A 22,794-nucleotide genomic window follows, 5' to 3' on the forward strand; every position below is an offset into this window, starting at 1 on the left:
AAATCCAAGAAACTGGCCGGCCCGAAAGGGCCGGTTCAGCCGGCCTTCTCGAAATAGGCCTCAACGACCGTCAGCGTGCGCTGATAGTGCGCGGTCAGAAGCGCCGTCGCCTTTTCTGCATCTCCATCCAGAACTGCATCCGCAATCTCGCTGTGCTCGGCGCTATAGGTCTGTCGCGCCTGCGGGGAGATCGAGGCGATGTGGCGGTAACGATCCGAGCGCTCGCGTAATTCCTCGCAAAATTCCAATATGATACGGGAGTTGCAGGTCACTAGAAGCGCATTGTGGAAGGCGTGATGGCGGGGCTCCCATTCCGGGTTTGGCGTCTGCGTTTCCCCCTCCAGAAAGCGTGGGGTCCGCGAAAGCCTGTAAAGGCTGAGCACTATCCCTTCCTCCCAAGGTTCAGTGCGGTTGCGCATGGCTTCTCGCAGGGCGCAAGCCTCCATCAAGCAGCGGCTCCGCACGATTTCGCGCCATTCCTCTATCGAGACCGGCGCGACTGAAAAGCCGCGCTGATCCTCCAGCACCACCAATCCTTCGGATGTCAGGCGGTTCAGGGCCTCGCGCACCGGATTGATGGTCGCTTCATACATCTGGCAAAGCGAGTCGATACGCAGCCGCGATCCCGGCGGAAAGGCGCCGGAGAGAATACTGAGCCTGATGGCCGCGAATACGGCTGATGCTGCGGTGATCTTGCCGCCGGCAGGACGAGGGGCAGTTTTTGCTTGGTTGGTTCTGGACATGGTTACCCTAGACATACGCGTAAAATGTCAAAAATGCATTTTGACATTCATTGAGTCACATAATACATTATTTGTGAACATCAAGGAGGAGGATATAATATGCGCGCTCTGAAATTTGTAAAATGCCTATTCGCTGCATCCATCATCGGTTTATCGGGCGCGGCGTCAGCCGCTGCTCAGGCAGCCAAAGACGTGACCTTCGTCATTGCCAATCCCTCGGCCGTTAACATCATCCCGGTCGCGGTCGCCATGGGAGAGGGGTACTTCGCCGAAGCGGGTTTGAACGTTAAGGTCGAGGCTCTCAACGGTTCTGGCGCCGTGTTGCAGGCGCTGACCGCCGGTCAGGGGCAGATCGGCAATCCCGCAGCCGGGCCGTTCCTTGGCGCACGCGCGCGTGGCATCGACATCACCTTCATTTACCGTCTCAATCCCAACAGCTCGCTGAGCATGGTCGTGAAGGAGGAAGCGGCCACGCAGAAGCCTGAGGAGTTGAAGGGCAAGGTCATCGGCATCGGCACGGCCGACGGTGCGGAAGCATCCTTCGCCCGCTCGGTTTTTGGCGATCTTGGCATGGAGGAAGGCAAGGACTATTCGTTCCTCGTCGTCGGTGACGGCGGTCTCGCGACGGCCGGCTTCATGCGTGGCGATATCGACGCCTATGTCGCTGCCACCAGCGATGCGGCCATTCTCAACAGCCGCGGCCTCAAGCTGCGCAACATCACGCCCGAGAAATTCCGCGTCTTCTTTGGCAACGGCTTTGCGGCCATGGCCGACTACATCGAGAAGAACCCGGATGTCATCGAGGGCTTCGGCAAGGCCGTTGTCAAAGGCGCGCACTTTGCCACCGATCCCGCCAATATCGACAAGGTCATCGATCACGCTGCTGCCGTAAACCCGCAGGAGGGCGAAGACCGTGATTTCTCCAAGGCCCTGATCGAGCAGATCGTCGTTCGCCAGACCCCGTTCGATCTGGCCAAGGGCTATGGCTATCAGGATCTTGAGGCCTGGCAGGCGTGGCAGGAGAGCCTGGTTTCCTCGGGTGAACTCAAGGCGCCGTTGCCGGATCTCGAGGCAATCTACACCAACCGTTTCGTCGAAGCCTGGAACGCGAAATGATGGTGGCTCCACTTGTAAAGGAAGAGGGCGCGCCATTGGCGCCCTCCATCTATAGTCTCCGGAGCGTCGACAAGATCTATGCGCGCCGCAGTCTCGTCGCCCTTGAAAACGTCAACCTCGACCTGCGCAAGGGCAGTTTTTCCTCGGTCATCGGTTCGTCCGGTTGTGGCAAGTCCACTCTGCTCAAGATCATGGCGGGACTGACCTCGCCAACGGCGGGCAGTGTCGTTCTGGCCGGCAAGCCGGTCATGGGGCCACGCCGGGATATCGGCATGATGTTCCAGCAAGCCACACTCTTTCCATGGCTGACGACCATCGACAACATCCTGCTGCCGATCCGCATCCGTGATGGCAAGATGGCTGCCCGCGCCAAGGTGCACGATGCCCAGGCCTTGCTTGACTTGGTCGGCCTTAAGGGTTTCGAAAAGGCCTATCCTTCGGAGCTATCTGGCGGCATGGCGCAGCGCGCTGCAATCTGCCGCATGCTGATCACCGAACCCGCCGTGCTGCTGCTCGACGAACCGTTCAGCGCGCTCGACGAACTGGTGCGCGATTTTATGAACATGGAACTCCAGCGCATTTGCATGGAACGCGAGGCAACCGCATTCCTGGTAACGCATTCGATCGCGGAAGCCGTTATCCTGTCCGATACCGTGTTCGTCATGGGCGCGCGGCCGGGCCGGATTATCGAGGCTGTTCATATCGACCTGCCGCGGCCTCGCACGCTCGACATGGTCACCAGCCCCGCCTTTGGCCGCTATGTGATCCATATCCGCAACCTTCTTAGCCAGGGATCCCAATCATGAGCACGTTTGACGCGCACGGCCCCGGTGCTCCTGTGGAAAGCACGGTCTGGAAGGAAGAGATTTCCTTGATCGACAGCATACCGCGGCCGCTCGCCATTCTCGGGCTCGGCCTCATCATCGTGCTGATCTGGCACTTTGCCACGGCAACCGGTGTGGTTTCCAACATCATCCTGCCGTCGCCGCTGGAAACATGGCGCGAGATTGTTTTCGTCGGCACCAATCTCGTGACCGGGGGCTACATGCTGGCGGCCCTTTGGGTGACCATGCAAGAGGTACTTATCGGCTTCGTGCTCGCCACGCTGATCGGCGTAGGCCTTGGCGTTCTGGTTGGAGAGACGCGTTTTGGCGAACGCGCCGTGATGCCTTATCTCATTGCCATCGACACCATGCCGAAGATCGCCTTCGCGCCGCTCTTCGTTGCCTGGCTCGGTTTCGACATCTCCTCGAAGGTCGCACTCGCCACGTTCGTCTCCGTTTTCCCGATCCTCGTAGGCACGGCGGCTGGCCTCAACAGCGCCGATCGCAGTGCCTTGAACCTCTTCCGCACCATGGGTGCATCACGCTGGCAGACGCTGGTGCACATGAAAATGCCGGCAGGTCTGCCGCATGTCTTTACCGGACTGAAGATTGCGTCGCTCGGCGTCATGGCCGGCGCGATCACCGGTGAATTTCTCGGCGGAGGCAAGGGTTTCGGCGAGATGATCCGCGTTGCGGCATCGCAGCTTCACACGCCGCGCGTCTTTGCGCTCATCCTCTACCTCAGCCTGCTCGGCCTTGCCATGTTCGGTACCGTGAGCCTTATCCAGCGAAAACTGGTCTTCTGGCACAAGGACGGCCGCGACGCCGGCGAGTAATCGGCATTACATTTCTGACACTCTGGAGTTTATCAATGCCCCGTATCGTGGAAATCCGGGAGGTGACGAAGCCTATCTCGTCGCCCATCCGCAACGCCTATATCGACTTTTCCAAAATGACCTCAAGCCTGGTCGCCGTGATCACTGACGTCATCCGCGACGGCAAGCCGGTCGTCGGCTATGGCTTCAATTCCAACGGCCGCTATGGCCAGGGAGGGCTGATCCGCGAGCGCTTCGCCGATCGTATCACCGGCGCCGATCCGCAAACGCTGCTCGACGAAGCCAGCGACAACATTTCGCCCGAGAAGGTCTGGGCCGCGATGATGACCAACGAGAAGCCGGGCGGTCATGGCGAGCGATCGGTCGCCGTCGGGACCATAGACATGGCGGTGTGGGATGCGGTCGCAAAGATCGCCGGAAAGCCGCTGTTTCGTCTGCTGGCGGAACGGGCAGGGCGCGAGGCCAATCCCAAGGTGTTCGTCTACGCAGCCGGTGGCTACTATTATCCCGGAAAAGACAATTCGGCCCTGCGGCAGGAGATGCGCGGCTACCTCAATCGCGGCTACAACGTCGTGAAGATGAAGATCGGCGGCGCCTCTGTGGACGATGACGCCAGTCGCATCGAAGCCGTGCTTGAGGAGATCGGTTCGCAAGCGCAACTCGCCGTGGATGCCAACGGTCGCTTCGATCTGGAGACGGCGATCGCTTACGCCAAGATGCTGCGCCAATTTCCCCTGTTCTGGTACGAGGAGGCTGGCGATCCACTCGATTACCAGCTCCAGGCGGCACTTGCCGAGTTTTATCCGGGTGCGATGGCCACGGGCGAAAACCTCTTCAGCATGCAGGACGCCCGCAATCTTATCCGCCACGGCGGCATGCGGTCCGATCGCGACTGGCTGCAATTCGACTGCGCGCTTTCGTACGGTTTGGTCGAATACCTGCGCACACTCGACATGCTGAAGGCCCACGGCTGGTCGCCCTCGCGCTGCATTCCGCACGGTGGTCATCAGATGTCGCTCAACATCGCAGCCGGCCTCGGCCTTGGCGGAAACGAAAGCTATCCGGACCTGTTCCAACCCTATGGTGGTTTTCCAGATGGGGTGAAGGTTGAGGACGGCCACATCATGATGCCTGACATTCCGGGCATCGGCTTCGAGGGGAAATCCGATCTCATTCGCGAGATGCACGCCCTGGCTGCATAAAAATAACCAGCGCAGCCTCTCACAACCCATGAGAGGCTGCTTTTACATGCGTAGCGGCGATCCAACGGACGTTCGCCCAAGATGATGTTTCGCCAGATAATCAGTTGCCGATTGAAGCGACGCTGAGCGTGTCGCGTGTCCTACAAGGCCCTAAACGCTTGCCTCCCTGTGTTAATCCCGTGACTTCCGGGTTTCCCCTTGGAGCAGCCCTTAAAACAGGCCATCAGCGATTTTGACCAGATGGGCGACCGATGTGGCTTTCATCTTCCCCATCATGTGGCCCCTGTGAAGTTTCACTGTGGGCTCCGCAAGGTGCAGCTCTGTCGCAATTTGCTTATTCAGTTTGCCGGTGATCACCAATTTCATAATCTGCCGCTCACGCTCCGTGAGCGTGATGTATCTCGAACGAATGGCAGCTTTCGCGGTTCGCTCTTCTCGACGAGCGGCGTCATTGGCGATCGCGCGGTTGACGGCTTCCAGCAAATCCTGCTCCCGAACCGGCTTGGTGAGAACGTCAATTGCGCCTGCTTTCATTGCCCGTACCGCCATCGGCACATCGACATGGGCGCTGATGAGAACGACGGACCGAGGGAGATTGCTCTTTACCAATGCCTCCTGAAATTCAAGCCCGCTTTGCCCGGGAAGGCGTATGTCAAGAACGATGCACCCAGCCTTCTCAGGATCATCTGCTTCCAGAAATTCTCTGACAGAACCATGTGTCTCAGCGATTAATCCCACGGACTCGAACAGCCCTTTAAGAGCTTCGCGGACGCTTTGGTCATCATCGATCACGATGACAGTTGGCCGCCTGTTCTTCTTGTCATCAATCAACGGCTGTCTCCTGGAAGCGAGAAAGCGTGAACCTGAACGAGCTTCCGCTAGGATGATTGGTTGTTGCCCAGATGCGCCCTCCATGAGCTTCGATGATGGAACGGCAGATAGAGAGGCCAATCCCGATCCCATCGGACTTCGTGGTGAAGAAGGGTTCGAATACCCGGTCGAGCTGTTCGGGCGGTATTCCTTGCCCCGTATCGGAAACACTGACCTCGATTTCGCCCTCGTTGCCGAGCGCGCAGCCGACCTTGATCACTGCGTCTGCGCCTCGACGCATTGCCTCGGCGCCGTTCATGATCAGATTGAGGAGAACCTGCTGAAGCTGAGTGCGATCACCAAGGACATCGACAGTTTCCGGCGTGATATCCGTTACGACCTGCAAGCCTCGGGACTGCAGCTCTTCCCGCAAAAGAAAAAGCACGTCGCCAAACGCTTTTTTGAAGTCGGTTTTCTCCATTCGTACAGGAGATTTTTGGGCCATTGCACGTATGCTGGCGACGATTTCGCCGGCGCGGTGCCCATCATTTACGACGCGCTCCGCAGCCAATCGGGCTTGATCGAGATTGATATGCCCTTCCTGCAGCCAACGCAGACATGTCCCGGCATTGGTCACGACTGCCATGAGAGGTTGATTGATCTCGTGCGCGATGGAGACCGCCAGTTCGCCGATCGTTGTAACGCGGGTGACTTGCGCGAGGTGGCTTTGGCTTTGTCGTAGGGATTCCTCGGCACGTTTTCGGTCCTCGATATCAACGACAACGCCGTACCACCTTACGACATTTCCCTCAGCGTCAAGCAAGGGGCTTTGTTGCAGATTGAACCACCTGTACTCACCGTCGAACCGCCTGATGCGGGCGTCTACTGGATCGGGGCGTTTGGCGGCAACGATCTCCTCCCAGCTTATGCGCATACGTTCGACGTCGTCAGGATGAAATACGCGATAAAAACCAAAGCCCTGGAGCTCTTCGATAGGCAGGCCGACGAAATCGATAAAGATTTTGTTCCAATACTCCAGCTGCCCATCCGGCGTGCAGGACCAGGCCATGGCGGGGATGGTATTAATGATGAGGTTGAGCTTGTGTTCGCTTTCTCTGAGAGCTGCTTCACTCGCCCGCAGAGCATTTTCGGCGTACTGCAGATTTTCAATGTCGATGTTGACGCCGAACCAGCGAACAATGCCGTTGGCATCGGTGAGCTTGCGGCCTGAGAAATAGAACCAGCGGTATCGCCCATCTCGACCGCGAATGCGACCTTTCAGGTGAGTGTGGTCAGAATGTTCGAGGTCGCGCTTCCAGATTTCCACCATCTCCGGAATGTCGTCGGGATGGTAAAGGTCGAGAAAGCCCCATTCGAGGATACTGTCGGCCGGTAGCCCGGCATAATCCAGCCAACTCTGGTTCACGAAGTCAGCGCTCCCATCGGGGCGCGCAGACCATACGAGAACAGGAAGCGAATTGATGATGAGCCGCAGATTCTCTTCACTGGCGGCAAGTGCCGACTTGGTCTCTTTTAGGGCATTTTCGGCTTGTTTTCGGTCTTCGATATCGAGGACGACCCCATACCACTTCACGACGTTTCTCTCAGTATCGAGCCGAGGCTTCTGTCGAAGGCTACACCAGCGATAGTCGCCGTCGGCACGACGGATCCGACCTTCAACTTCCCTTCCTATCTTGGAAACCATGATGCTTCGCCACTCTGAGCCCAGGTGGCTGACATCATCGGGGTGAAAAAGCCGGTAGAAATTTTCACCGGCAATCTCGGCAAGCGGCATGCCGATATATTCAAGAAAGTGCTGATTGGCGAAATCGAGCATACCATCAGACGTTGTCGACCATGCCATTGCAGGGATCAGGTCGATGATCGCGTCGAAGTCCCTCTGTTTTTCCAAGTCAATCCCCTCAGATATTCGCGTCGCCTGCAACTGACCGGAAACTACGCCTTTTCTCGCCGAGGCGTTAGGCGAGATTGATAGACGAAAGTCTATTTTTACAGTGCATTCGGCTAGTTGCCTGTGACCTAGATCCCAATTGCGGGCGGGCTTGAACCAACCTACCCATAGCCTGAAGCAGCGCTTGAGCGCCGGCATATGACCGAAGAAGCGCAAGCTGACGATATTACAAATCGATCATAAGGATGACGTCATGCCTCAGCTCTCACGCCGCGCTTTTGCCGGCGCTTTGCCTCTCGGCCTCATCGGAGGAAGTGTTTTTGGTGGAAGCCTGCTAGGCAGCGCTTCCTCCCGTGCTGCAACGCAGGCCGCCGCCGCTGCGCCTGTTGAGGTAACCCCGTTTGCGCAGATCCGCATCGGTCGTTTCACTGTCACGGCGTTGACGGACGGATATGCTGATATGCCATACGACTACTTTCCGGGACGCTCAGCCCCGGAGGTCGAAAAGGCCGCGAACGCGCAGTTTACCGCTCGGCCAAGTGGGGTTCGCTTCCTCTTCAACCAGTATCTGGTCGAGGATGGTCAACGCCGGGTCCTGATCGATGCCGGGGCGGCGGGTTCGATCGGGCAGACGGGGCAACTGCCCCAGGCACTCGCCGCACTTGGTTTGAAGCCTGATCAGATCGACGCTGTCATCGTGACGCATATGCACCAGGACCACATGGGCGGGCTGGTTCTCGGAGGCAAAAACAACTATCCCAACGCTGAGGTCTATATCGATCGTCGCGACGTCACCCACTGGACGGATCCGGCAAAGCGAAACGGGGCGCCTGATTTTCTGCAGCCCAGCTTCAAGATGGCGGAGGATGTCGTGCGGTTGTATCCGAGGCTGCAAGCGATCGACGGTGAGCGCGAGATATCGCCGGGCATTTCGATTGTCGACCTGACCGGCCATACGCCCGGCCATATCGGTGTGCGGATCGAAGATGGCGGCAAAAGCCTGATCATGGTTTCGGACATGATTTTCCCTGTCGTACATCCGGCCGCAACCGATGTATTCTTCCTGTTCGAGCAGGACCAGGCCGCTGCTAAAGCTATGCGGGATCGTTTCTTTCCGCTTGCAGCGTCCGAGGGTGCGCTCATCGCCGCCACGCATATGCCTTTCCCCGGGCTGGGACGGGTCGCTGCAGATCGCGGGGAGATGCGTTGGCAAGCCGCAGACTGGGCATTGCAGGACTAATGCCCGCTTTTCGCGAATTAGAAATTTTCCTGGTATTGAGTTCGGCCAGCCCAAGATAGATCAGGCCCCGCACCGGGAGACACCGACGCGGGCCTGACGAAGCACGGAGATCAGACATGCCCTATCATTTCCTTGAGGTTGCTGTGACGCCGAGCGTCAGAGCCGCTCAGGCCGCAATGGGCGTGGACCAGATCTGGTTGGGCGCAGAGAACCGCCCTTCCGAGACCTTCACAGAACAAGAAATCGCCTTTATTGCCTCACGTGACAGCTTCTATATCGCATCCGTCTCCGAAACCGGCTGGCCGTATGTTCAACATCGTGGAGGAAAAGTCGGCTTCCTCAAGGTCGTCGATCAGCAAACATTGGCCTTTGCTGATTACAGGGGGAATCGTCAGTATATAAGTGTCGGCAATTTCGCCACCAACGATCGGGCCTGTCTCTTTTTGATGGACTACGTGCGACGGGCCCGGCTCAAGATATATGTCCATGTTGAGCGGCTCGCACTCGGTGTTGACGAGGGTCTCAGCGCACTCGTGTCCGATAACAGCTACAAAGGCAGGGCAGAGGCGATTTTCAGGCTTCGGCTTGAGGCGTACGATTGGAACTGCCCTCAGCACATCACCCCCCGCTACACCGAACAGGAGGTTGAACACGCAGTCGCTCCTCTTCGTGAGAGACTGCAGCGATTGGAAACTGAAAACGCGACGTTGCGAGCTCAACTGGAGGGACCTTGAAGATAACCGAAGCTCAGCGACCACCATTTCCCGTGTTCACGCTCAAAAGCGCAGTCGATAAAGAAGGCTTGCCGAAGACGGATGGAACAGCCGCGACCCAGCTAGGGTTGCGGCATATAACAACTCTATGAAATATTAGGAGACGCATGATAACCAAGAGTTGCTGCTGATTGATTTCTATAGCGGATTGCCTTTTGACCTCGGCCTGTTCTCGGCATTTTTAGCGGTTTCAAGTTGTAGGAGGAGCATAGTTTGGCTCCCAATGCGAGTAGCCATAGTCATCGCCTTTGCGCGAAGTTGGCCACAATGAGTTCGGCCAATATTGAAGCAGTTGTCGCGTCAGATTAACGGCAACATGAGTGAGGACTTCGCCCTGATCGCGATGCCGATACGATATAGAGAAATTGGCGTTCACACCTTTACCGTAAACGCCAACGGAACGGTCCGCCAAGCGGATCTCGGAGACAAGACCGAGGAGGTCGCCGCAGGAATCCGGACATTCAATCCAGACGACAGATGGGATATCACTGAAGATTGAGCGATGCGCCAAAGCATCGAGCGCCGGACACGCGGCTGCCGGAAGCATCAGAAATGCTTTAACTGAATGCCAAGCTTTTGCGCAAACTAGACCTGCTAGAGTCAGGTCCACCTATTTTTGCGGAAGGCTGCGTGACCGCTCCCGGCCCCATACCCGCCGGCACTGAAAGCGGAAATTATTTCCGCTTCGCACCTGCATGTGGGTTGTTTGTACTGATAGATCGACTTCCCGAAAGTTGACGGTCCCCTTGGCTAGCAGCTCCCTCCGGGACGCGCTGGATTGGCAACGATCGCCTGCGGCGGCATTTGCGGCCTATCCACGCGACATCATCTTTGGTGATAGCGAGGCGGTTATGGAGATTCCGCGCGAATATGTCGCCGAAATTGCCGAGGAGTCGGTCGCGATGGAAGAGCAGGAGGAATTTCTGAAATCCGAGATTGAGTCTGGCCGGAAAGGGGGGGGCGAGGTCGATTGAGGATAGAGCTGCATTTTGGATCTTGATCGCACCGATTCACAGGTCGTTGAATTCGCATCCGATCGGCGGTTCTTGTAATCGCGGATGCCGCAGGCCGTTACAAGGTTATCGCCTGAATCAAAATTCCGGTATGTTTTCCCGGAAGATCACCTGCAGGCGTGGTGGATGGTAGTCGAATTTTCGGCCCAAAAGCGTGTTTTTCAGCATAGACAGCGCTTCTCGCGCTTCAACCCGCGGGTTCTGGTCGATGACGGCGTCTATGGTGCCGTCAAGCAGGAAACGTTTGGTGCTTTCGGTCAATTCGTGGCCGACGAAAATGACGGACTGGGCGAGCCCCGCTTCCTGTAGCGCTTGCCCGATGCCGGCATTGCCGGCTCCGATATTGTAGATTCCTGAAAGATCAGGGTGACGCTTTAACAGCGACCTCGTTTCTTCAAAGGCGCGCTTTCGGTCGTCGCGAATCTCGCGCAGTTCGACGACCTCCAGATCACGAAATTCCTCGGCGATGACATGGCGGAAACCCATCTCCCGTTCCTCATGGCCTCGATAGGAGAGGGAGCCGGCAAAGAGGGCGATCTTGCGTTTTGCTCCCCTGCCGAGAAGGCGCCCGAGCAGATAGCCCGCCAGCCGCCCGGCGGCGCGGTTGTCGATGCCGACATAGCCGAGCCTCGGGACATGCAGGATATCGGAAACGAGCGTCACGATGGGGGCGCCTGAAGCCGCTAGCCGCCGCATCGCCTCGCGCACCGTCGGATGGTCCAGCGCAATGACGCCCACGCCTTGCGTAATGCCACTCAGGGCATCGAGTTGTCTTGCAAGGCTGTCGGGGTTGAAGCCCTCGATCGAATGCGTGTGGACATCGATACCCTCCTGCAATTCGCCCTGGCTGGCGATCTGCTCTAGCAGCTTGGCAATGAAGGTGTTCGTTCCTGCTGGCAGGACGAAGTCCAGCCGAAGGGACGCATCCGCGCCGGCGGGCTGGTTTTCCGGCTCCGAAACGTAGCCCAGCTTGCGGGCTGTTTCGAGCACGACCTTGCGCGTGCGCTCGCGCACACCCTCCCGATTGTTGAGGACTCTGTCCACCGTCGCCAAGGAAACGCCGGCTTCGCGTGCAATGTCCATCAAAGTCGAACGCAAGGCATGTCCTTTCTCAAAATGATGGGAAATGATGTATTTCGATGGTGGTCAAATACAAGGGCTTCCCCGAGCTTCTTCCTTATTATCCTCAGAAAACGAACTAGGGTGGCCTAAAGCCATCAAGTTTCGTCATTTAAACTTGATTTCTGCGCTCCCAACAACAGAATGCTCAAATAGTCCGGCCAAAAGACGTAATATGATGTGTTTTGATGTTGACATAAATCAAACGTAACGTCATTACTCCTCACGTTGACGAGGTGTGGAGGCCTGTCGACGAGGGAGGATATATCAATGAGCGACACTTTTACGGTCTCGCGCCGTGGCCTGCTGGCCGCTGGTGCAAAAACCTTTGCACTGACGGCTGCAGTCGGTATTGCGCCGCAATTCATTCGACCTGGCCGTGCCTTTGCGGCCGATGCCCTGGCGCCGGGAATGATCGGAGGGCCGACCGGATTTGATGGCGCCGAGCGCTATCAGTACGGCGCGGAAACACCCGAGGGACGTGCCATCGAGGCGGCCAAGGCGCTGAAGGCGGCCGACAAGGCGCCGGAGCGGATCGTGCTGGGCCTTTCGGATGGATCGATCGGCCAGTTAACCCAGCCTTTCCCGGCCGGTGCGCCATCGATCAAGGATCTTTGGGAAAAGGAAACCGGTATCAAGCTTGATATCGTCGGTGTCCCCAACGGCCAGGAATTCACCAAGACGATGCAGGATATCTCCACCAAGGGTGGGGCATTCGACATCTATGCCGTCGAGTGGAACCGCCTCGGTGACCTCGCTGAAACCGCAGGGATCATCAAGCTTGACGACTATGTCGCGGCTCACAAGCCGGAATGGGACGATCCCGAGCGTGGTTATGTGAACGGCGCCAAGGGCGTCTCGCTGCTGAACCAGTATCGCGGTTCGACCTATGGCGTCTCGCTCGATGGCGATTTCCAGACCTGGAATTATCGCACCGATCTTTTCAATGACGAGGCCGAGAAAAAGGCGTTTGCCGACAAGAACGGCTATGCGCTTGCGCCGCCGCGCACATGGAAAGAGCATTCCGATATCGCTGCCTTCTTCCATCGTCCGGACAAGGGCCTGTTCGGCTCCACCGACCTGCGCAACCAAGGCTGGGGTTACACCAACTGGTATCAGCGCTTCGTGTCCACGGGTTCGCCCAACCAGTTCCTGTTCGGCGACGATGGTAAGCCGCTGATCAATTCCGACGCCGGTTATCTGGCGACGCAGGAATATGTCGATAGTCTCAGCCATCATTCGCCTGATGCGATTTCCTGGGGTTGGCCGGAACAGTACGGTAACTTCGCCGCTGGTGGTGCAGCGATGACCTGCGCCTTCTCTAACCTGCCGAAGTTTCTCGATAACAAGGCGAATGAAGGCTCCAAGGTCACCGGCAAGATCGGTTCCATGCTACCGCCCGGCCGCGAGGTCGATGGCAAGCTTGTGAGCCGTTCGGTTCTCTGGCTGAACCTTTCGGCCTGCGTCTCGGCCCAGAGCAAACACCCGGAAGCCTGCTACCTCCTGCTGCAATGGCTGGGTTCGAGCCGCATCTATTCCTGGATGACGGCGAACCCCGGCGGGTATTTCGATCCGTTCCAGCTGCAGAATTTCTCGGACCCCTTAGTGCGGCAGACTTACCACGACTACCACATGGACATCGTGCGCGAGACGGTTGCCCGTACGGTACCGACCATCAATTACCCGGGCGCGACCGCTTTCCACAACGCGCTCGACGAAAACCTGATGGCGGCGCTAACCAAGTCGAAAACGCCGGAGCAGGCCATGGCGGATACGGAACGCCAGTGGCAGCGCATCGCCCGGCGAACCGGCGAGGAAAAACTGCTCGAGGCCATCAAGACCAACAAGGAAGCCTGGCCGACGGTGCTCGATCCGCTGGCCGGCTGACGCGCCCCGCTGACATGATTGCCGGGCGGAGACCCCGCCAGGCGATCATCCTGTTTTCGAGAATGAAGTTTTCCCTGTCATGAAGCGCTCATTACCCTTTGAGGTTTTCCGTTACGCCGCCATCTTCCTGGCGCTCGCCGTAACGCTCGTCCCGACGCTCTGGATGGTCTCGATGGCCTTCAAACCGATTGCTGAATGGTCGGCCACCGGTGCGGATCTGACGTGGTGGCCAAAAGCCCCCACGCTCGACAATTTCCGCTTCATTCTGGGGACATCTACCTCCGACCTCATCGTCGCGCTCGACCGGACCGCCGGCAAGCCGATCCTGGCGTCGTTGCTCTCGGCCGTTTTTGGCACGCTGATTGCCATGACGGCAGGCACGGCCGGCGCCTACGGCTTGTCGCGCTTCGGCTCGGGGCAGAACCTGCCGCTGGCGCTGATCCAACTCCGGCTGTTTCCGCCGATGGCGGTGATGATCCCGGTCATGATCATGTGGGCCTTCTTCGGTCTCGTCGATACCTGGTGGGGGCTGGCGCTGATCTACGGCATCGTGACGCTGCCGTTCGCATTCTGGCTGATGAAGACGTTCTTTGACGACATGCCGCGCGAAATCGAGGATGCAGCTCTGGTCGAGGGCTGCTCGCGCATGCGCGTGTTCCTCAAGATCACGCTGCCGATGATGCGCCCGGCGCTCGCAAGCTCGGCTCTCTTTGTCTTCATCCTCAACTGGTCGGATTATCTCATCGCCCTGCTTTTGACGACCCGCGAATGGGTAACGATCCCGGTTTACATGGCGTCGCTGTCGTCCTCGATGACCGGCCAGCTTTATGGCGCGAAGGCCGCCCTTGGCCTCATCGCCGCCGTGCCCCCCGTCATCATGGGTATCGCCATCCAGAAACATCTGGTTCGCGGCCTTACCTTTGGAGCGCTCAAGCAATGAGCAGCTTTGCAATCGAGGAGAAGCACTCCGTGCCCGGCGATCTTACCACGCCTGAAACACGCACCGAGGATGGCGGCCGTCGTCTCGGCTTTATGTTGACGCTGCCGGCGCAGCTTCTCGTGCTGTTCATCGCGGTCTTCCCGCTGTTGATGCAGCTCTATATCAGCCTCACCGACTGGTCGCCGCTCGAGGGCACCGGCTGGTGGCAGGCCTATGAACTGTGGAACGGCTTTGCCAACTACACCGATCTTGCCGTCGACAGCCGCTTCTGGGATGCGCTCGGACGTACAGCGCTCGTGATGCTGATCTGCGTGCCGGTCGAGTTCCTGCTGGGTCTGGGGCTTGCCATCCTGTTCATGGACAATTTCGTCGGCAAGCGCGTGTTCTATTCGATCATGCTGATCCCGATGATGGTAGTGCCTGCGGTGGCCGGCTACATGTTCTTTATGCTGTTCCAGTCGGGTGGGCCGGTTAACGACATTATTTCTACGCTGATCGGCCGACCCTTCGTACTCGCGTGGCTGTCGAGCCCCGGAACCGCTCTTGTAGCGGTGATGATCGCCGATATCTGGCAGTGGACGCCGCTGATGTTCCTCATCCTGCTCGCCGGTCTCGTCGGCGTGCCGGAAGACCAGATGCGCGCGGCGACCTTGCTCGGCGCCAGCTGGTGGCAGCGGTTTTACACGATCGCACTGCCGAAGATGAAGACGATCATGATCATCGCCTTGTCGATCCGCATCATCGAGAACTTCAAGATCTTCGATACGCTCTTCATCATGACCGGGGGCGGGCCGGGCGTCGCGACGGAAACCATCTCCGTCTACATTTACAAGGTAACGCAGCAGGACCTGATCTGGGGTTATGTCGCAGCCATCGCGCTGGTCATTCTCGTGGTGCTGTCCATCGTCGTGTCGCTGGCCATCAGCCGCATGAATGCAGCGAAGGAGGCCTGAGCCATAACTGCGATCCACCTTGAAAATCTGGTGAAGCGTTTTGGCGCCTTCACGGCGCTGAAGACCATGGACCTCGAAATCCGCGACGGCGAATTCATGGCGCTGCTGGGGCCATCCGGCTGCGGCAAATCGACGACCATGAACATGATCGCCGGCATGGAAAGCCCGAGCGAAGGCCGCATAACCTTTGATGGCGCCGATATGAACGGAGTTGCCATGGGAAAACGCGGCGTCGGCTTCGTGTTCCAGAACTATGCGATCTTCACCCACATGAGTGTCTATGACAATCTCGCCTACGGGCTAAAGGTACGCGGCACGCCGGCAGGCGAGCTGGATCGGCGGGTCAAGGCCATGGCCGATTTCCTGCAGCTGACACCGATGCTCGAGAAGCCGTCCGCCAAACTTTCGGTCAACATCCTGCAGCGGCTGGCGATCGGCCGTTCGGCGATCGTCGAACCGGCGATTTTCCTGCTAGACGAGCCGCTCTCCAATGTCGATGCCGCCTTCAGGGCAGTGATGCGCACGGAGCTGAAACATCTCCAGCGCCAGTTCAAGCAGACCATGGTCTATGTCACCCACGATCAGCTCGAGGCCATGACCATGGCCGACCGCATCGCCGTCATGGATCATGGCGTGTTGCAGCAGGTTGGAACGCCACTGGAAGTCTACAATGATCCCGTCAATCTCTTCGTGGCCGATTTTATCGGCTCGCCGGGCATGAACCTCGCGAAGGGCATGCTTGCCGACAGCGACCGTGGCATGGTCGTCGATCTCGGTGTCCTTGGCATCTCCGCACCGCTGGAACCCGCCATTGCTGCCGCCGCCCGCAAGCAGGCGGCACGCGATGTCGTCTATGGCTTCCGGCCCGAGCGTGTTGCGCTGGCGGCATCGGGGGCGGGGCTGGCCATGCCGGTAACCTTTATCGAACGCATCGGGGCGCGGACCGTGGTGCACTTCGGCGATGGCGAGAAGCGGGTGAAAGCCGTTTTCGACAATGACGTTGCTATCAGCACCGGCGAAACCGCCCATATTGCCATCGAACCGGGAGCTGCGCGTCTGTTCGATGCAGCGACCGGCAATGCGATCCGGGGAGCCTGACATGGCCGGCATTTCCTTCCGCAACGTCACCAAGCGCTTCGGCAAAACCGTCGCGTTGAAAAACGCGAGCTTCGACATTCAGCCGGGCGAATTCTTCTGTTTCTTCGGCCCGCCGCTGTCGGGAAAATCGACGGTCCTGAAGCTGATCCTCGGCCTGGAAACGCCGGATGAAGGCGAAGTTCTGATCGGCGGCTGGCCCGTCAATCATGTGTCGCCGGCCGATCGCAACGTGGCGATGGTGTTTCAGAACCTGGCGCTCTTTCCGCATATGACGGCGGGGGAGAATGTGCGTTTCCCACTCACCGAGCGGAAGATTGCCGAAGACAAGATCCGGGCTCGGGTCGAGGCGGTGTCCGCCAAGCTGCATATCGCCCATCTACTGCACAAGCCGCCAGCCCAGCTTTCAGGCGGCGAGCGTCAGCGCGTCGCGATTGCCCGCGCCCTCGTGCGTGACCCGGTCGCCTATCTGATGGACGATCCGATTTCGGCCCTCGATGCCCGGTTGCGCGAAGAGACGCGCGTCGAGCTCAAGCGCATCCAGCGCGACCGCGGGCAGACGCTGATCTACGTCACCCACGATCAGGAAGAGGCGATGTCCGTCGCCGATCGCATTGCCATCATGGAGCATGGCGAAATCCGCCAGGTCGGAGCTCCGGGCGAGATCTACGATACGCCCGTCAGCCGATACGTCGCGCGGCTGCTGGGTGCGCCAATGATGAACATCATGTCGGCCGTTCGCGGCGACGGGGTGAAGGCAGCCGATGGTACGATCACGCTGCCGATCGACGCCGTGCCGGCTGATGTCTCGGAAATCGGCGTGCGGCCGGAAGACCTGAAGGTCGAGCCATGGAGCGCGGCGCATGCGGGACGTCCGGCCAAGGTCTATGAAGTCGAACCGCTCGGCGGCTATACGGTCGTGACTGTCGATACCGGCGCGGAGAAGCTCAAAGCGCTGATGCGCGGGCAGCCGGATATCCGCATCGACAGCGCCGTGGCGCTCAGCTGCAATCCGGCGAGAGCCCATTTCTTCAACCAGGCGGGGGAGGCGCTCGGCCTGTGAACGAACAGATAAAACGGGAGGTCATTATGAGCGAAGCCAACGGTTTTGCACCGGATCCGCAGGTGAGGGTGCGGGATGTGAAAATCGGCTGCATCGGTGCCGGCATGATCATGGCGGAGTGCCATCTGGCAGCCTACAAGGAAGCGGGCTTTCCGGTCGTCGCCATCGCGTCACGCACGCGGGAAAAGGCGGCGGCCGTTGCCGAGCGCTGGGCTATTCCGACAGTACATGACACACCGGATGCGCTGATCAACGACCCGAACATCCAGATCCTCGACATCGCCTTTCCGCCGGACCAGCAGCCTGCTCTCATCCGCAAGGCGTTGGCCCAGCCGCATATCAAGGGCATTCTGGCGCAGAAGCCGCTTGCGCTGACGCTGGAAGAAGCGATCGAATTGCGGGATGCCGCCGCCAACGCTGGCAAGGTTCTCTCCATCAACCAGAACATGCGCTACGACCAGTCGATGCGCGTGCTGAAGCAAATCCTTGAAAAAGAGGAATTGGGCACGCCCGTTCTGGCGACTATCGAGATGCGGGCGATCCCGCATTGGCAGGCGTTTCTTGAAGACTACGACCGGCTGACGCTTTCCAACATGAGCGTACATCATCTCGACGTGCTGCGCTTCCTGTTCGGCGATCCCGACACGATCACCACGCTGACGCGAAAGGATCCGCGCACGACGTTCGAGCACAAGGACGGCATCACCGTTTCCACGCTCAATTTCCCGAGCGGTGTGATGGCCGTTTCGATGGAAGACGTGTGGTCCGGCCCGCGCGAAGAAGGGTTCGACAGCGACATCTATATCAAGTGGCGCGTCGAAGGCACCGATGGCGTGGCCCAGGGCACGATCGGCTGGCCGGACGGCTCGCCCTCGACGCTGTCCTACGCCTCGAAAAAAACCACGACCGGCAAGTGGGTCTCGCCGACATGGGAGACGATGTGGTTCCCCCATGCCTTCATCGGCGTGATGGAGCAGTTGCAATATGCCGTGAAGACCGGCGACGCACCGGCGCTCTCCGTTGCCGACAACGTCAAGACCGTGGCGTTGATCGAGGCCGGCTACAAGTCGATTGCTGAGGGCCGGACGGTCCGGCTTTCCGAAATTTCTATTCATTCATGAACAACGAGGGAGGATTCTCATCATGATGCAAACCGGTATTTTCACGGGCTATTTCCCGTACGCCCTTGAGGAAACGGCGCAGAAGATCCGCGCGCTTGGTTTCAACACGGTGCAGCTCGATATGCACTTCAAGGACATCGATCTCTCGGCGGGCCAGATCACCAAGGACAAGTGCGTAAAGATCCGCGAGACCTTTCGCGATCACAATCTGCCGATTTCCTGCATTTCCGGCTACACCAACATCATCCACCCGGATAAGGCGGAGCGCGATCGCCGCGTCGGTTATCTCAAGGAAATCATCAAGCACGCCCAGTATCTCGGCACGCCCTATGTGATCTCGGAAACCGGCACCTACAACACGGAATCGGACTGGGTGCATCACCCCAAGAACAAGACCGAGGAAGGTTTTGAGGAGTGCCGCAAGGTCATCGCCGATCTCTCGCAATATGCCTATGATCACGGCGCGGTCTTCCTGCTCGAAACCTACGTCAACAACGTCGTCGGTTCCGTCGAGGAAACGGTGAAGATGTTCGCGCAGGTCGATCATCCGGGCCTCGGCCTGCTGATGGACCCGACCAATTACTTCGAGACGCACAACATCGACCGTATGGATCAGATCCTGAACCAGGTGTTTGACACGCTGTCCGACAAGATCAAGATCGGCCATGCCAAGGATGTGAAGCGCTCCGGCGACGACAAGTCGGAAAAGCATGCCGACATCGGCGATGCGGATGCGCTCGAAAGCCACACGTTCCGTGGCGTCGGCGAAATCGAACTGCCGGCTCCCGGTCTCGGATCGCTGAATTACGATCTCTACCTCAAGCGTCTGGCGCAGAAGCATCCGAACATTCCGATGATCATCGAACATCTGGATGAAAGCGATGTGCCGCGCGCCAAGAAGTTCCTTGACGGAAAGCTGCGGGCGCAAGGCCTTTGACGACATCGCGGCCGGGCTCGCCTCGGCCGCTCCTTAGACAGCATGGCCTGCTTCCGGCAGGTGAGAAGGAACATGACGATGGTTGAACTTTACGGGGAAGCGAAGTCGCGGCGCGACCTCGCCGCCAGTGCAGGATCGTTTTCGCAATTTGCCGGCGTCCGGCTGATGACGCTTGGCGACGGGCTGGAGCGAGGCATTCGCCTGCTCGAGTTCAGGAGTGGCACGGGCCTGCGTTTTACGGTGCTGGTGGATCGCGCGCTCGATATCGCGGATTGCGACTATCGCGGCATGGCGATCGGCTGGCATTCCCCCTCCGGTTTCCGCCATCCGGGTCTGCATGAATATGAAAGCGAGGGCGGTCTCGGCTGGTTGCGATCCTTCTCCGGCCTGATGATCACCTGCGGCCTCGACCATATCCTTTTCATGTATGACGAACCCGCCGATCACTATAACTACAAGCCGAAGCAGACTGTCAGTCACTCGATCCACGGCCGTATCGGCACCATTCCGGGCAAGCTCGATGGTTACGGGGAGCGGTGGGACGGTGACGAGTGTTATCTGTGGTGCGAAGGCACCGTCACGCAGGGCACGGTTTTCGGCGAACACCTGGAATTGAAACGCCGCATCGAGATCAAGGTCGGCACCAATGACATCCGTCTCTCGGACAGGGTCGTCAATCGCGGTTTTTACCGCACGCCGCATATGTATTGCTATCACATCAATGTCGGGCATCCGGTTTTGAGCGAAGGGTCGCGGTATCTTGCACCGCTCCGGGACGTCGTCTGGGCCGCCCATGCAGGCAACGATTACCGGAAGCAGAATGTCGGCTACCGCACCATGCCCGCGCCACAACTCGGCTTTCACGAGCAGGTCTGGCAACACGAGATGGCGGCAGACGCGAATGGCGAAGTTCCGGTCGCGCTCGTCAACGACCGCCTGGGCCTCGGTTTTGAAGTCGTGACGCGCAAGGACCAGTTTCCCTGCATGTACGAGTGGCAGAACCTGCAGGCCGGGCAATATGCGCTCGGCATCGAGCCCTCGACCAACCATGTGCTTGGTCACGGCGCGGCGCGCGATCGCGGCGAACTGATCTGGCTGGAGCACGGGGAGGAGCGCCGCTACGACACCACATTGCGTATTCTCGGCGATGCCGCCGCCATCGCGGCCAGCGAAGCACGAATCACGGCGATCGCGCGGCAGCCGGGCGAAGAGTATCCGGCCCCGTCCGGCAATCACGTTGCCCTTGGGGGCTGCTGATGAACGTCCAGATAACTGCCGTTGCAGAAGAAGGAAAATCCGCGATGTCCGTTGCCGGCAAAGTCATTCTCTATACCGGTGCCGCAGGCGGTCTCGGTGTCGAGACGACGCTCGCGTTTCTGAGGGCTGGCGCCCGGGTCGTGGCCATCGATAACGACCCGGCAAAGAATGCCACGCTCGAAGCAGCGGCCATTACGGAGGGCTTGAACGGGCTTGTTCTGGAGGCGCTTGATCTGTCGGATCTTGCCACGCTGCGCAGTTCGCTGGAAGAGCTCGCGCTGCAAGTGGGCGGCTTCGACGTCGTTATTAACAATGCTGCGATCTACCCGTCAAAACCGTTCGAAGACTATTCGATCGAGGAAATGCAGCGTGTCCAGCGCATCAATGTCGATGCAGGGATCGTCTGCGTGCAGGTCGCCTTGCCGTATATGCGTCAAAAAGGCTGGGGGCGCATCATCAACATCGCCAGCGTCACCGCCTTTGGCGGCTGGGCAAACCTTTCGCCCTATGTCCAGTCTAAAGGGGCGCTCATCGGTCTCGCCCGCGCCTGGGCACGCGAGTTCGGCGTTTATGGTATCACCGTCAACGCCGTCGCTCCCGGCGCATTCCCGACGGATGCGGAAAAGATCCACCCCGATCCCGAAGGATACACCCGCTTCGTGCTAGATCATCAGGCGATCAAGCGCCGCGGCAGCGCCGCCGACATCGCTAATGTGCTGATGTTTTTGGCGTCCGATGCGGCCGGGTTCATCACCGGCCAGACACTCAATGTCGACGGCGGCTGGGTGATGAACTAGCGCCATCGCCGAGAATGTGCCATTCGTCCGTCTCATTCGCCAACAGGGGAGCTCCGGGTGGCTCAGCAGGTCTATCTCGCCGTCGGTTCGCTCAACAGGGAAGCACCGTATTTTCAGGGAGCGCGCGGCGAAGGGCTGACCATACTCGCGTTTGACGAAACAACCCTGGAATACGAAAGGCTCGTCACCACGAACAGCGTCGATAACCCGACATTCCTCGCGGTTGATTCAGCGTCCGGTGTGGTCTACGCCAATTCCGAAGTTTTCGGCTGGCACGAAGGCACGGTGAGTGCCTTCCGCTTCTCTCGCGAGACGAACACGCTCGCCTATCTCGACAAGCAGCCGACGCTCGGCAGCATTGCCGCCCACAATATGGTGACGCGCGACCGGCGTTTCGTGCTTGTCGCCAATTACGCCATGGGCTCGGGCGGCCCGGACAAATCGGTCGCCGTGTTTCCGATCCTCGCCGATGGTGGTCTGGCCCCTGCCGTCTCATCACTGCGGCTAGATGGCGAACTTGGCCCGGTTGTGGACCGGCAGGAGCGTCCACATGCGCATATGGTCACGGAGACTGCGGAAGGCGGCAGCTTTCTCATCGCTGACCTTGGTCTGGACCGTGTCGCAGAATACAGGCTGGAAGAAGATGGCGTCCTGTCGTTCGTCTCGGACGTCGCACTTCCCGCCGGCGCCGGCCCTCGGCACGTAGCGCAGCATGCAGACGGGCGCTTTGTTTATGTCTCGAACGAGCTTGGTTCGAGCGTCTCCTTCATATCGAGGAAACCGGGCGTGTTGACGGTTGAGCAGACCCTGCCGACCGTCCTGCCCGGCGTCGAATCCCACGCCGCCGATATCCATCTATCCCCCGATGGCCGTTTTCTCTACTGTTCCAACAGAGGTGACGATAGCATCGCCTGCTTTATCGTGGATCAGGAGACTGGCATGCTGACCCTTCAGGAGATCGTCCCATCCGGCGGCGCGACGCCGCGAAATTTCGCGCTGTCTCCGAGTGGCCGACACCTAATGGTCGCAAACCAGAATGGCGATGCGATCGTCATCTTCAGGCGCAATGAAGAAACGGGCACTCTCACCGACAGCGGCAAGCGCATCGAAATCGGCACCCCTGTCTGCGTGAGGCCCTTCATCCTGTGACATCAGA

General features: G+C 58.9%; 21 protein-coding genes and 2 pseudogenes. 19 read left to right on the top strand and 4 right to left on the bottom strand.

What is annotated here, in order from left to right; genetic code table 11:
• Positions 1-35: 35 nt before the first annotated feature.
• Entirely contained in the window at positions 36-743 is a 708-nt protein-coding gene (locus ASD36_RS07995; RefSeq protein ID WP_060509745.1) for a GntR family transcriptional regulator, read from the bottom strand.
• 99 nt (positions 744-842) lie between these two features.
• Here ASD36_RS07995 and ASD36_RS08000 point away from each other — a divergent pair, with 99 nt between their 5' ends.
• The 4 genes from ASD36_RS08000 to ASD36_RS08015 are packed head-to-tail and all read left to right on the top strand — an operon-like array spanning position 843 to position 4,721.
• The gene (locus ASD36_RS08000; protein WP_060509747.1) at positions 843-1,859 is read left to right on the top strand and encodes an ABC transporter substrate-binding protein; all 1,017 of its coding nucleotides are present in this window, start codon (positions 843-845) and stop codon (positions 1,857-1,859) included.
• Positions 1,856-2,665, top strand: a complete 810-nt coding sequence (locus ASD36_RS08005; protein ID WP_244489761.1) for an ABC transporter ATP-binding protein — start codon at positions 1,856-1,858, stop codon at positions 2,663-2,665. The genes ASD36_RS08000 and ASD36_RS08005 overlap by 4 nt, the downstream gene beginning before the upstream one ends.
• A complete protein-coding gene (locus ASD36_RS08010) occupies positions 2,662-3,519 on the top strand; it encodes an ABC transporter permease (protein WP_060509749.1) in 858 nt (285 codons plus the stop codon). Before ASD36_RS08005 ends, ASD36_RS08010 begins: the two co-directional genes overlap by 4 nt.
• 35 nt (positions 3,520-3,554) lie before the next feature.
• Positions 3,555-4,721, top strand: a complete 1,167-nt coding sequence (locus ASD36_RS08015) for a mandelate racemase/muconate lactonizing enzyme family protein (protein ID WP_060509751.1) — start codon at positions 3,555-3,557, stop codon at positions 4,719-4,721.
• A 210-nt stretch (positions 4,722-4,931) separates the two neighbouring features.
• On the opposite strand, the gene ASD36_RS08020 is transcribed toward ASD36_RS08015, so the two are convergent.
• Together ASD36_RS08020 and ASD36_RS08025 are read right to left on the bottom strand one after the other, a co-directional pair.
• Positions 4,932-5,552 (bottom strand): response regulator, encoded by a 621-nt coding sequence (locus tag ASD36_RS08020; RefSeq protein WP_060501576.1) that lies wholly within the window; start codon positions 5,550-5,552, stop codon positions 4,932-4,934.
• Entirely contained in the window at positions 5,545-7,443 is a 1,899-nt protein-coding gene (locus tag ASD36_RS08025) for a PAS domain-containing sensor histidine kinase (protein WP_060509753.1), read from the bottom strand. The genes ASD36_RS08020 and ASD36_RS08025 overlap by 8 nt, the downstream gene beginning before the upstream one ends.
• A gap of 253 nt (positions 7,444-7,696) precedes the next feature.
• Between ASD36_RS08025 and ASD36_RS08030 the strand changes: the two genes are divergently transcribed.
• The 5 genes and pseudogenes from ASD36_RS08030 to ASD36_RS31295 form a co-directional block, all read left to right on the top strand.
• On the top strand, positions 7,697-8,683 hold the full coding sequence (locus ASD36_RS08030; protein ID WP_060509755.1) for an MBL fold metallo-hydrolase: 987 nt from the start codon (positions 7,697-7,699) through the stop codon (positions 8,681-8,683).
• Between the two features lie 116 nt (positions 8,684-8,799).
• The gene (locus tag ASD36_RS08035) at positions 8,800-9,417 is read left to right on the top strand and encodes a pyridoxamine 5'-phosphate oxidase family protein (RefSeq protein WP_060509758.1); all 618 of its coding nucleotides are present in this window, start codon (positions 8,800-8,802) and stop codon (positions 9,415-9,417) included.
• A 2-nt stretch (positions 9,418-9,419) separates the two neighbouring features.
• Positions 9,420-9,529 (top strand): annotated as a pseudogene (locus ASD36_RS31290) (DUF1348 family protein); the annotation flags it as partial.
• A gap of 210 nt (positions 9,530-9,739) precedes the next feature.
• Positions 9,740-9,955, top strand: coding sequence for a DUF2950 family protein (locus tag ASD36_RS08040; protein ID WP_060509760.1), 216 nt, complete (start codon positions 9,740-9,742; stop codon positions 9,953-9,955).
• Between the two features lie 307 nt (positions 9,956-10,262).
• A pseudogene (locus ASD36_RS31295) lies at positions 10,263-10,406 on the top strand (ribonuclease activity regulator RraA); the annotation flags it as partial.
• Between the two features lie 141 nt (positions 10,407-10,547).
• Here the strand turns inward: ASD36_RS31295 and ASD36_RS08050 are convergent.
• Positions 10,548-11,567, bottom strand: a complete 1,020-nt coding sequence (locus ASD36_RS08050) for a LacI family DNA-binding transcriptional regulator (protein WP_060509764.1) — start codon at positions 11,565-11,567, stop codon at positions 10,548-10,550.
• Positions 11,568-11,858: 291 nt separating this feature from the next.
• Here ASD36_RS08050 and ASD36_RS08055 point away from each other — a divergent pair, with 291 nt between their 5' ends.
• The 10 genes from ASD36_RS08055 to ASD36_RS08100 all read left to right on the top strand — a co-directional run bounded on the left by ASD36_RS08055 (position 11,859) and on the right by ASD36_RS08100 (position 22,787).
• Positions 11,859-13,475 (top strand): extracellular solute-binding protein, encoded by a 1,617-nt coding sequence (locus tag ASD36_RS08055; RefSeq protein WP_060509766.1) that lies wholly within the window; start codon positions 11,859-11,861, stop codon positions 13,473-13,475.
• 79 nt (positions 13,476-13,554) lie between these two features.
• A complete protein-coding gene (locus ASD36_RS08060) occupies positions 13,555-14,415 on the top strand; it encodes a carbohydrate ABC transporter permease (RefSeq protein ID WP_060509768.1) in 861 nt (286 codons plus the stop codon).
• A gap of 92 nt (positions 14,416-14,507) precedes the next feature.
• Positions 14,508-15,368, top strand: a complete 861-nt coding sequence (locus ASD36_RS08065) for a sugar ABC transporter permease (protein WP_244489767.1) — start codon at positions 14,508-14,510, stop codon at positions 15,366-15,368.
• Between the two features lie 3 nt (positions 15,369-15,371).
• Positions 15,372-16,466, top strand: a complete 1,095-nt coding sequence (locus ASD36_RS08070) for an ABC transporter ATP-binding protein (RefSeq protein WP_060509770.1) — start codon at positions 15,372-15,374, stop codon at positions 16,464-16,466.
• A gap of 1 nt (position 16,467) precedes the next feature.
• Positions 16,468-17,526, top strand: a complete 1,059-nt coding sequence (locus ASD36_RS08075; protein WP_060509772.1) for an ABC transporter ATP-binding protein — start codon at positions 16,468-16,470, stop codon at positions 17,524-17,526.
• Positions 17,527-17,552: 26 nt separating this feature from the next.
• A complete protein-coding gene (locus ASD36_RS08080; RefSeq protein ID WP_060509774.1) occupies positions 17,553-18,647 on the top strand; it encodes a Gfo/Idh/MocA family oxidoreductase in 1,095 nt (364 codons plus the stop codon).
• 22 nt (positions 18,648-18,669) lie between these two features.
• The gene (locus tag ASD36_RS08085; RefSeq protein ID WP_060509776.1) at positions 18,670-19,584 is read left to right on the top strand and encodes a sugar phosphate isomerase/epimerase; all 915 of its coding nucleotides are present in this window, start codon (positions 18,670-18,672) and stop codon (positions 19,582-19,584) included.
• Positions 19,585-19,662: 78 nt separating this feature from the next.
• Entirely contained in the window at positions 19,663-20,841 is a 1,179-nt protein-coding gene (locus tag ASD36_RS08090) for an aldose 1-epimerase family protein (RefSeq protein WP_060509930.1), read from the top strand.
• On the top strand, positions 20,841-21,638 hold the full coding sequence (locus ASD36_RS08095; RefSeq protein ID WP_060509778.1) for an SDR family oxidoreductase: 798 nt from the start codon (positions 20,841-20,843) through the stop codon (positions 21,636-21,638). Before ASD36_RS08090 ends, ASD36_RS08095 begins: the two co-directional genes overlap by 1 nt.
• Before the next feature lie 57 nt (positions 21,639-21,695).
• Entirely contained in the window at positions 21,696-22,787 is a 1,092-nt protein-coding gene (locus ASD36_RS08100; protein WP_060509780.1) for a lactonase family protein, read from the top strand.
• Positions 22,788-22,794 lie beyond the last annotated feature (7 nt).

This window comes from Rhizobium sp. Root1334 (assembly GCF_001426665.1).
GTDB lineage: Bacteria > Pseudomonadota > Alphaproteobacteria > Rhizobiales > Rhizobiaceae > Pararhizobium.

Coding starts and splice junctions, on each gene's coding strand:
- ASD36_RS07995 (WP_060509745.1), bottom strand. CDS start 743: ATGTCCAGAACCAACCAAGCAAAAACTGCCCCTCGTCCTGCCGGCGGC.
- ASD36_RS08000 (WP_060509747.1), top strand. CDS start 843: ATGCGCGCTCTGAAATTTGTAAAATGCCTATTCGCTGCATCCATCATC.
- ASD36_RS08005 (WP_244489761.1), top strand. CDS start 1,856: ATGATGGTGGCTCCACTTGTAAAGGAAGAGGGCGCGCCATTGGCGCCC.
- ASD36_RS08010 (WP_060509749.1), top strand. CDS start 2,662: ATGAGCACGTTTGACGCGCACGGCCCCGGTGCTCCTGTGGAAAGCACG.
- ASD36_RS08015 (WP_060509751.1), top strand. CDS start 3,555: ATGCCCCGTATCGTGGAAATCCGGGAGGTGACGAAGCCTATCTCGTCG.
- ASD36_RS08030 (WP_060509755.1), top strand. CDS start 7,697: ATGCCTCAGCTCTCACGCCGCGCTTTTGCCGGCGCTTTGCCTCTCGGC.
- ASD36_RS08035 (WP_060509758.1), top strand. CDS start 8,800: ATGCCCTATCATTTCCTTGAGGTTGCTGTGACGCCGAGCGTCAGAGCC.
- ASD36_RS08055 (WP_060509766.1), top strand. CDS start 11,859: ATGAGCGACACTTTTACGGTCTCGCGCCGTGGCCTGCTGGCCGCTGGT.
- ASD36_RS08060 (WP_060509768.1), top strand. CDS start 13,555: ATGAAGCGCTCATTACCCTTTGAGGTTTTCCGTTACGCCGCCATCTTC.
- ASD36_RS08065 (WP_244489767.1), top strand. CDS start 14,508: ATGTTGACGCTGCCGGCGCAGCTTCTCGTGCTGTTCATCGCGGTCTTC.
- ASD36_RS08075 (WP_060509772.1), top strand. CDS start 16,468: ATGGCCGGCATTTCCTTCCGCAACGTCACCAAGCGCTTCGGCAAAACC.
- ASD36_RS08080 (WP_060509774.1), top strand. CDS start 17,553: ATGAGCGAAGCCAACGGTTTTGCACCGGATCCGCAGGTGAGGGTGCGG.
- ASD36_RS08085 (WP_060509776.1), top strand. CDS start 18,670: ATGATGCAAACCGGTATTTTCACGGGCTATTTCCCGTACGCCCTTGAG.
- ASD36_RS08090 (WP_060509930.1), top strand. CDS start 19,663: ATGGTTGAACTTTACGGGGAAGCGAAGTCGCGGCGCGACCTCGCCGCC.
- ASD36_RS08095 (WP_060509778.1), top strand. CDS start 20,841: ATGAACGTCCAGATAACTGCCGTTGCAGAAGAAGGAAAATCCGCGATG.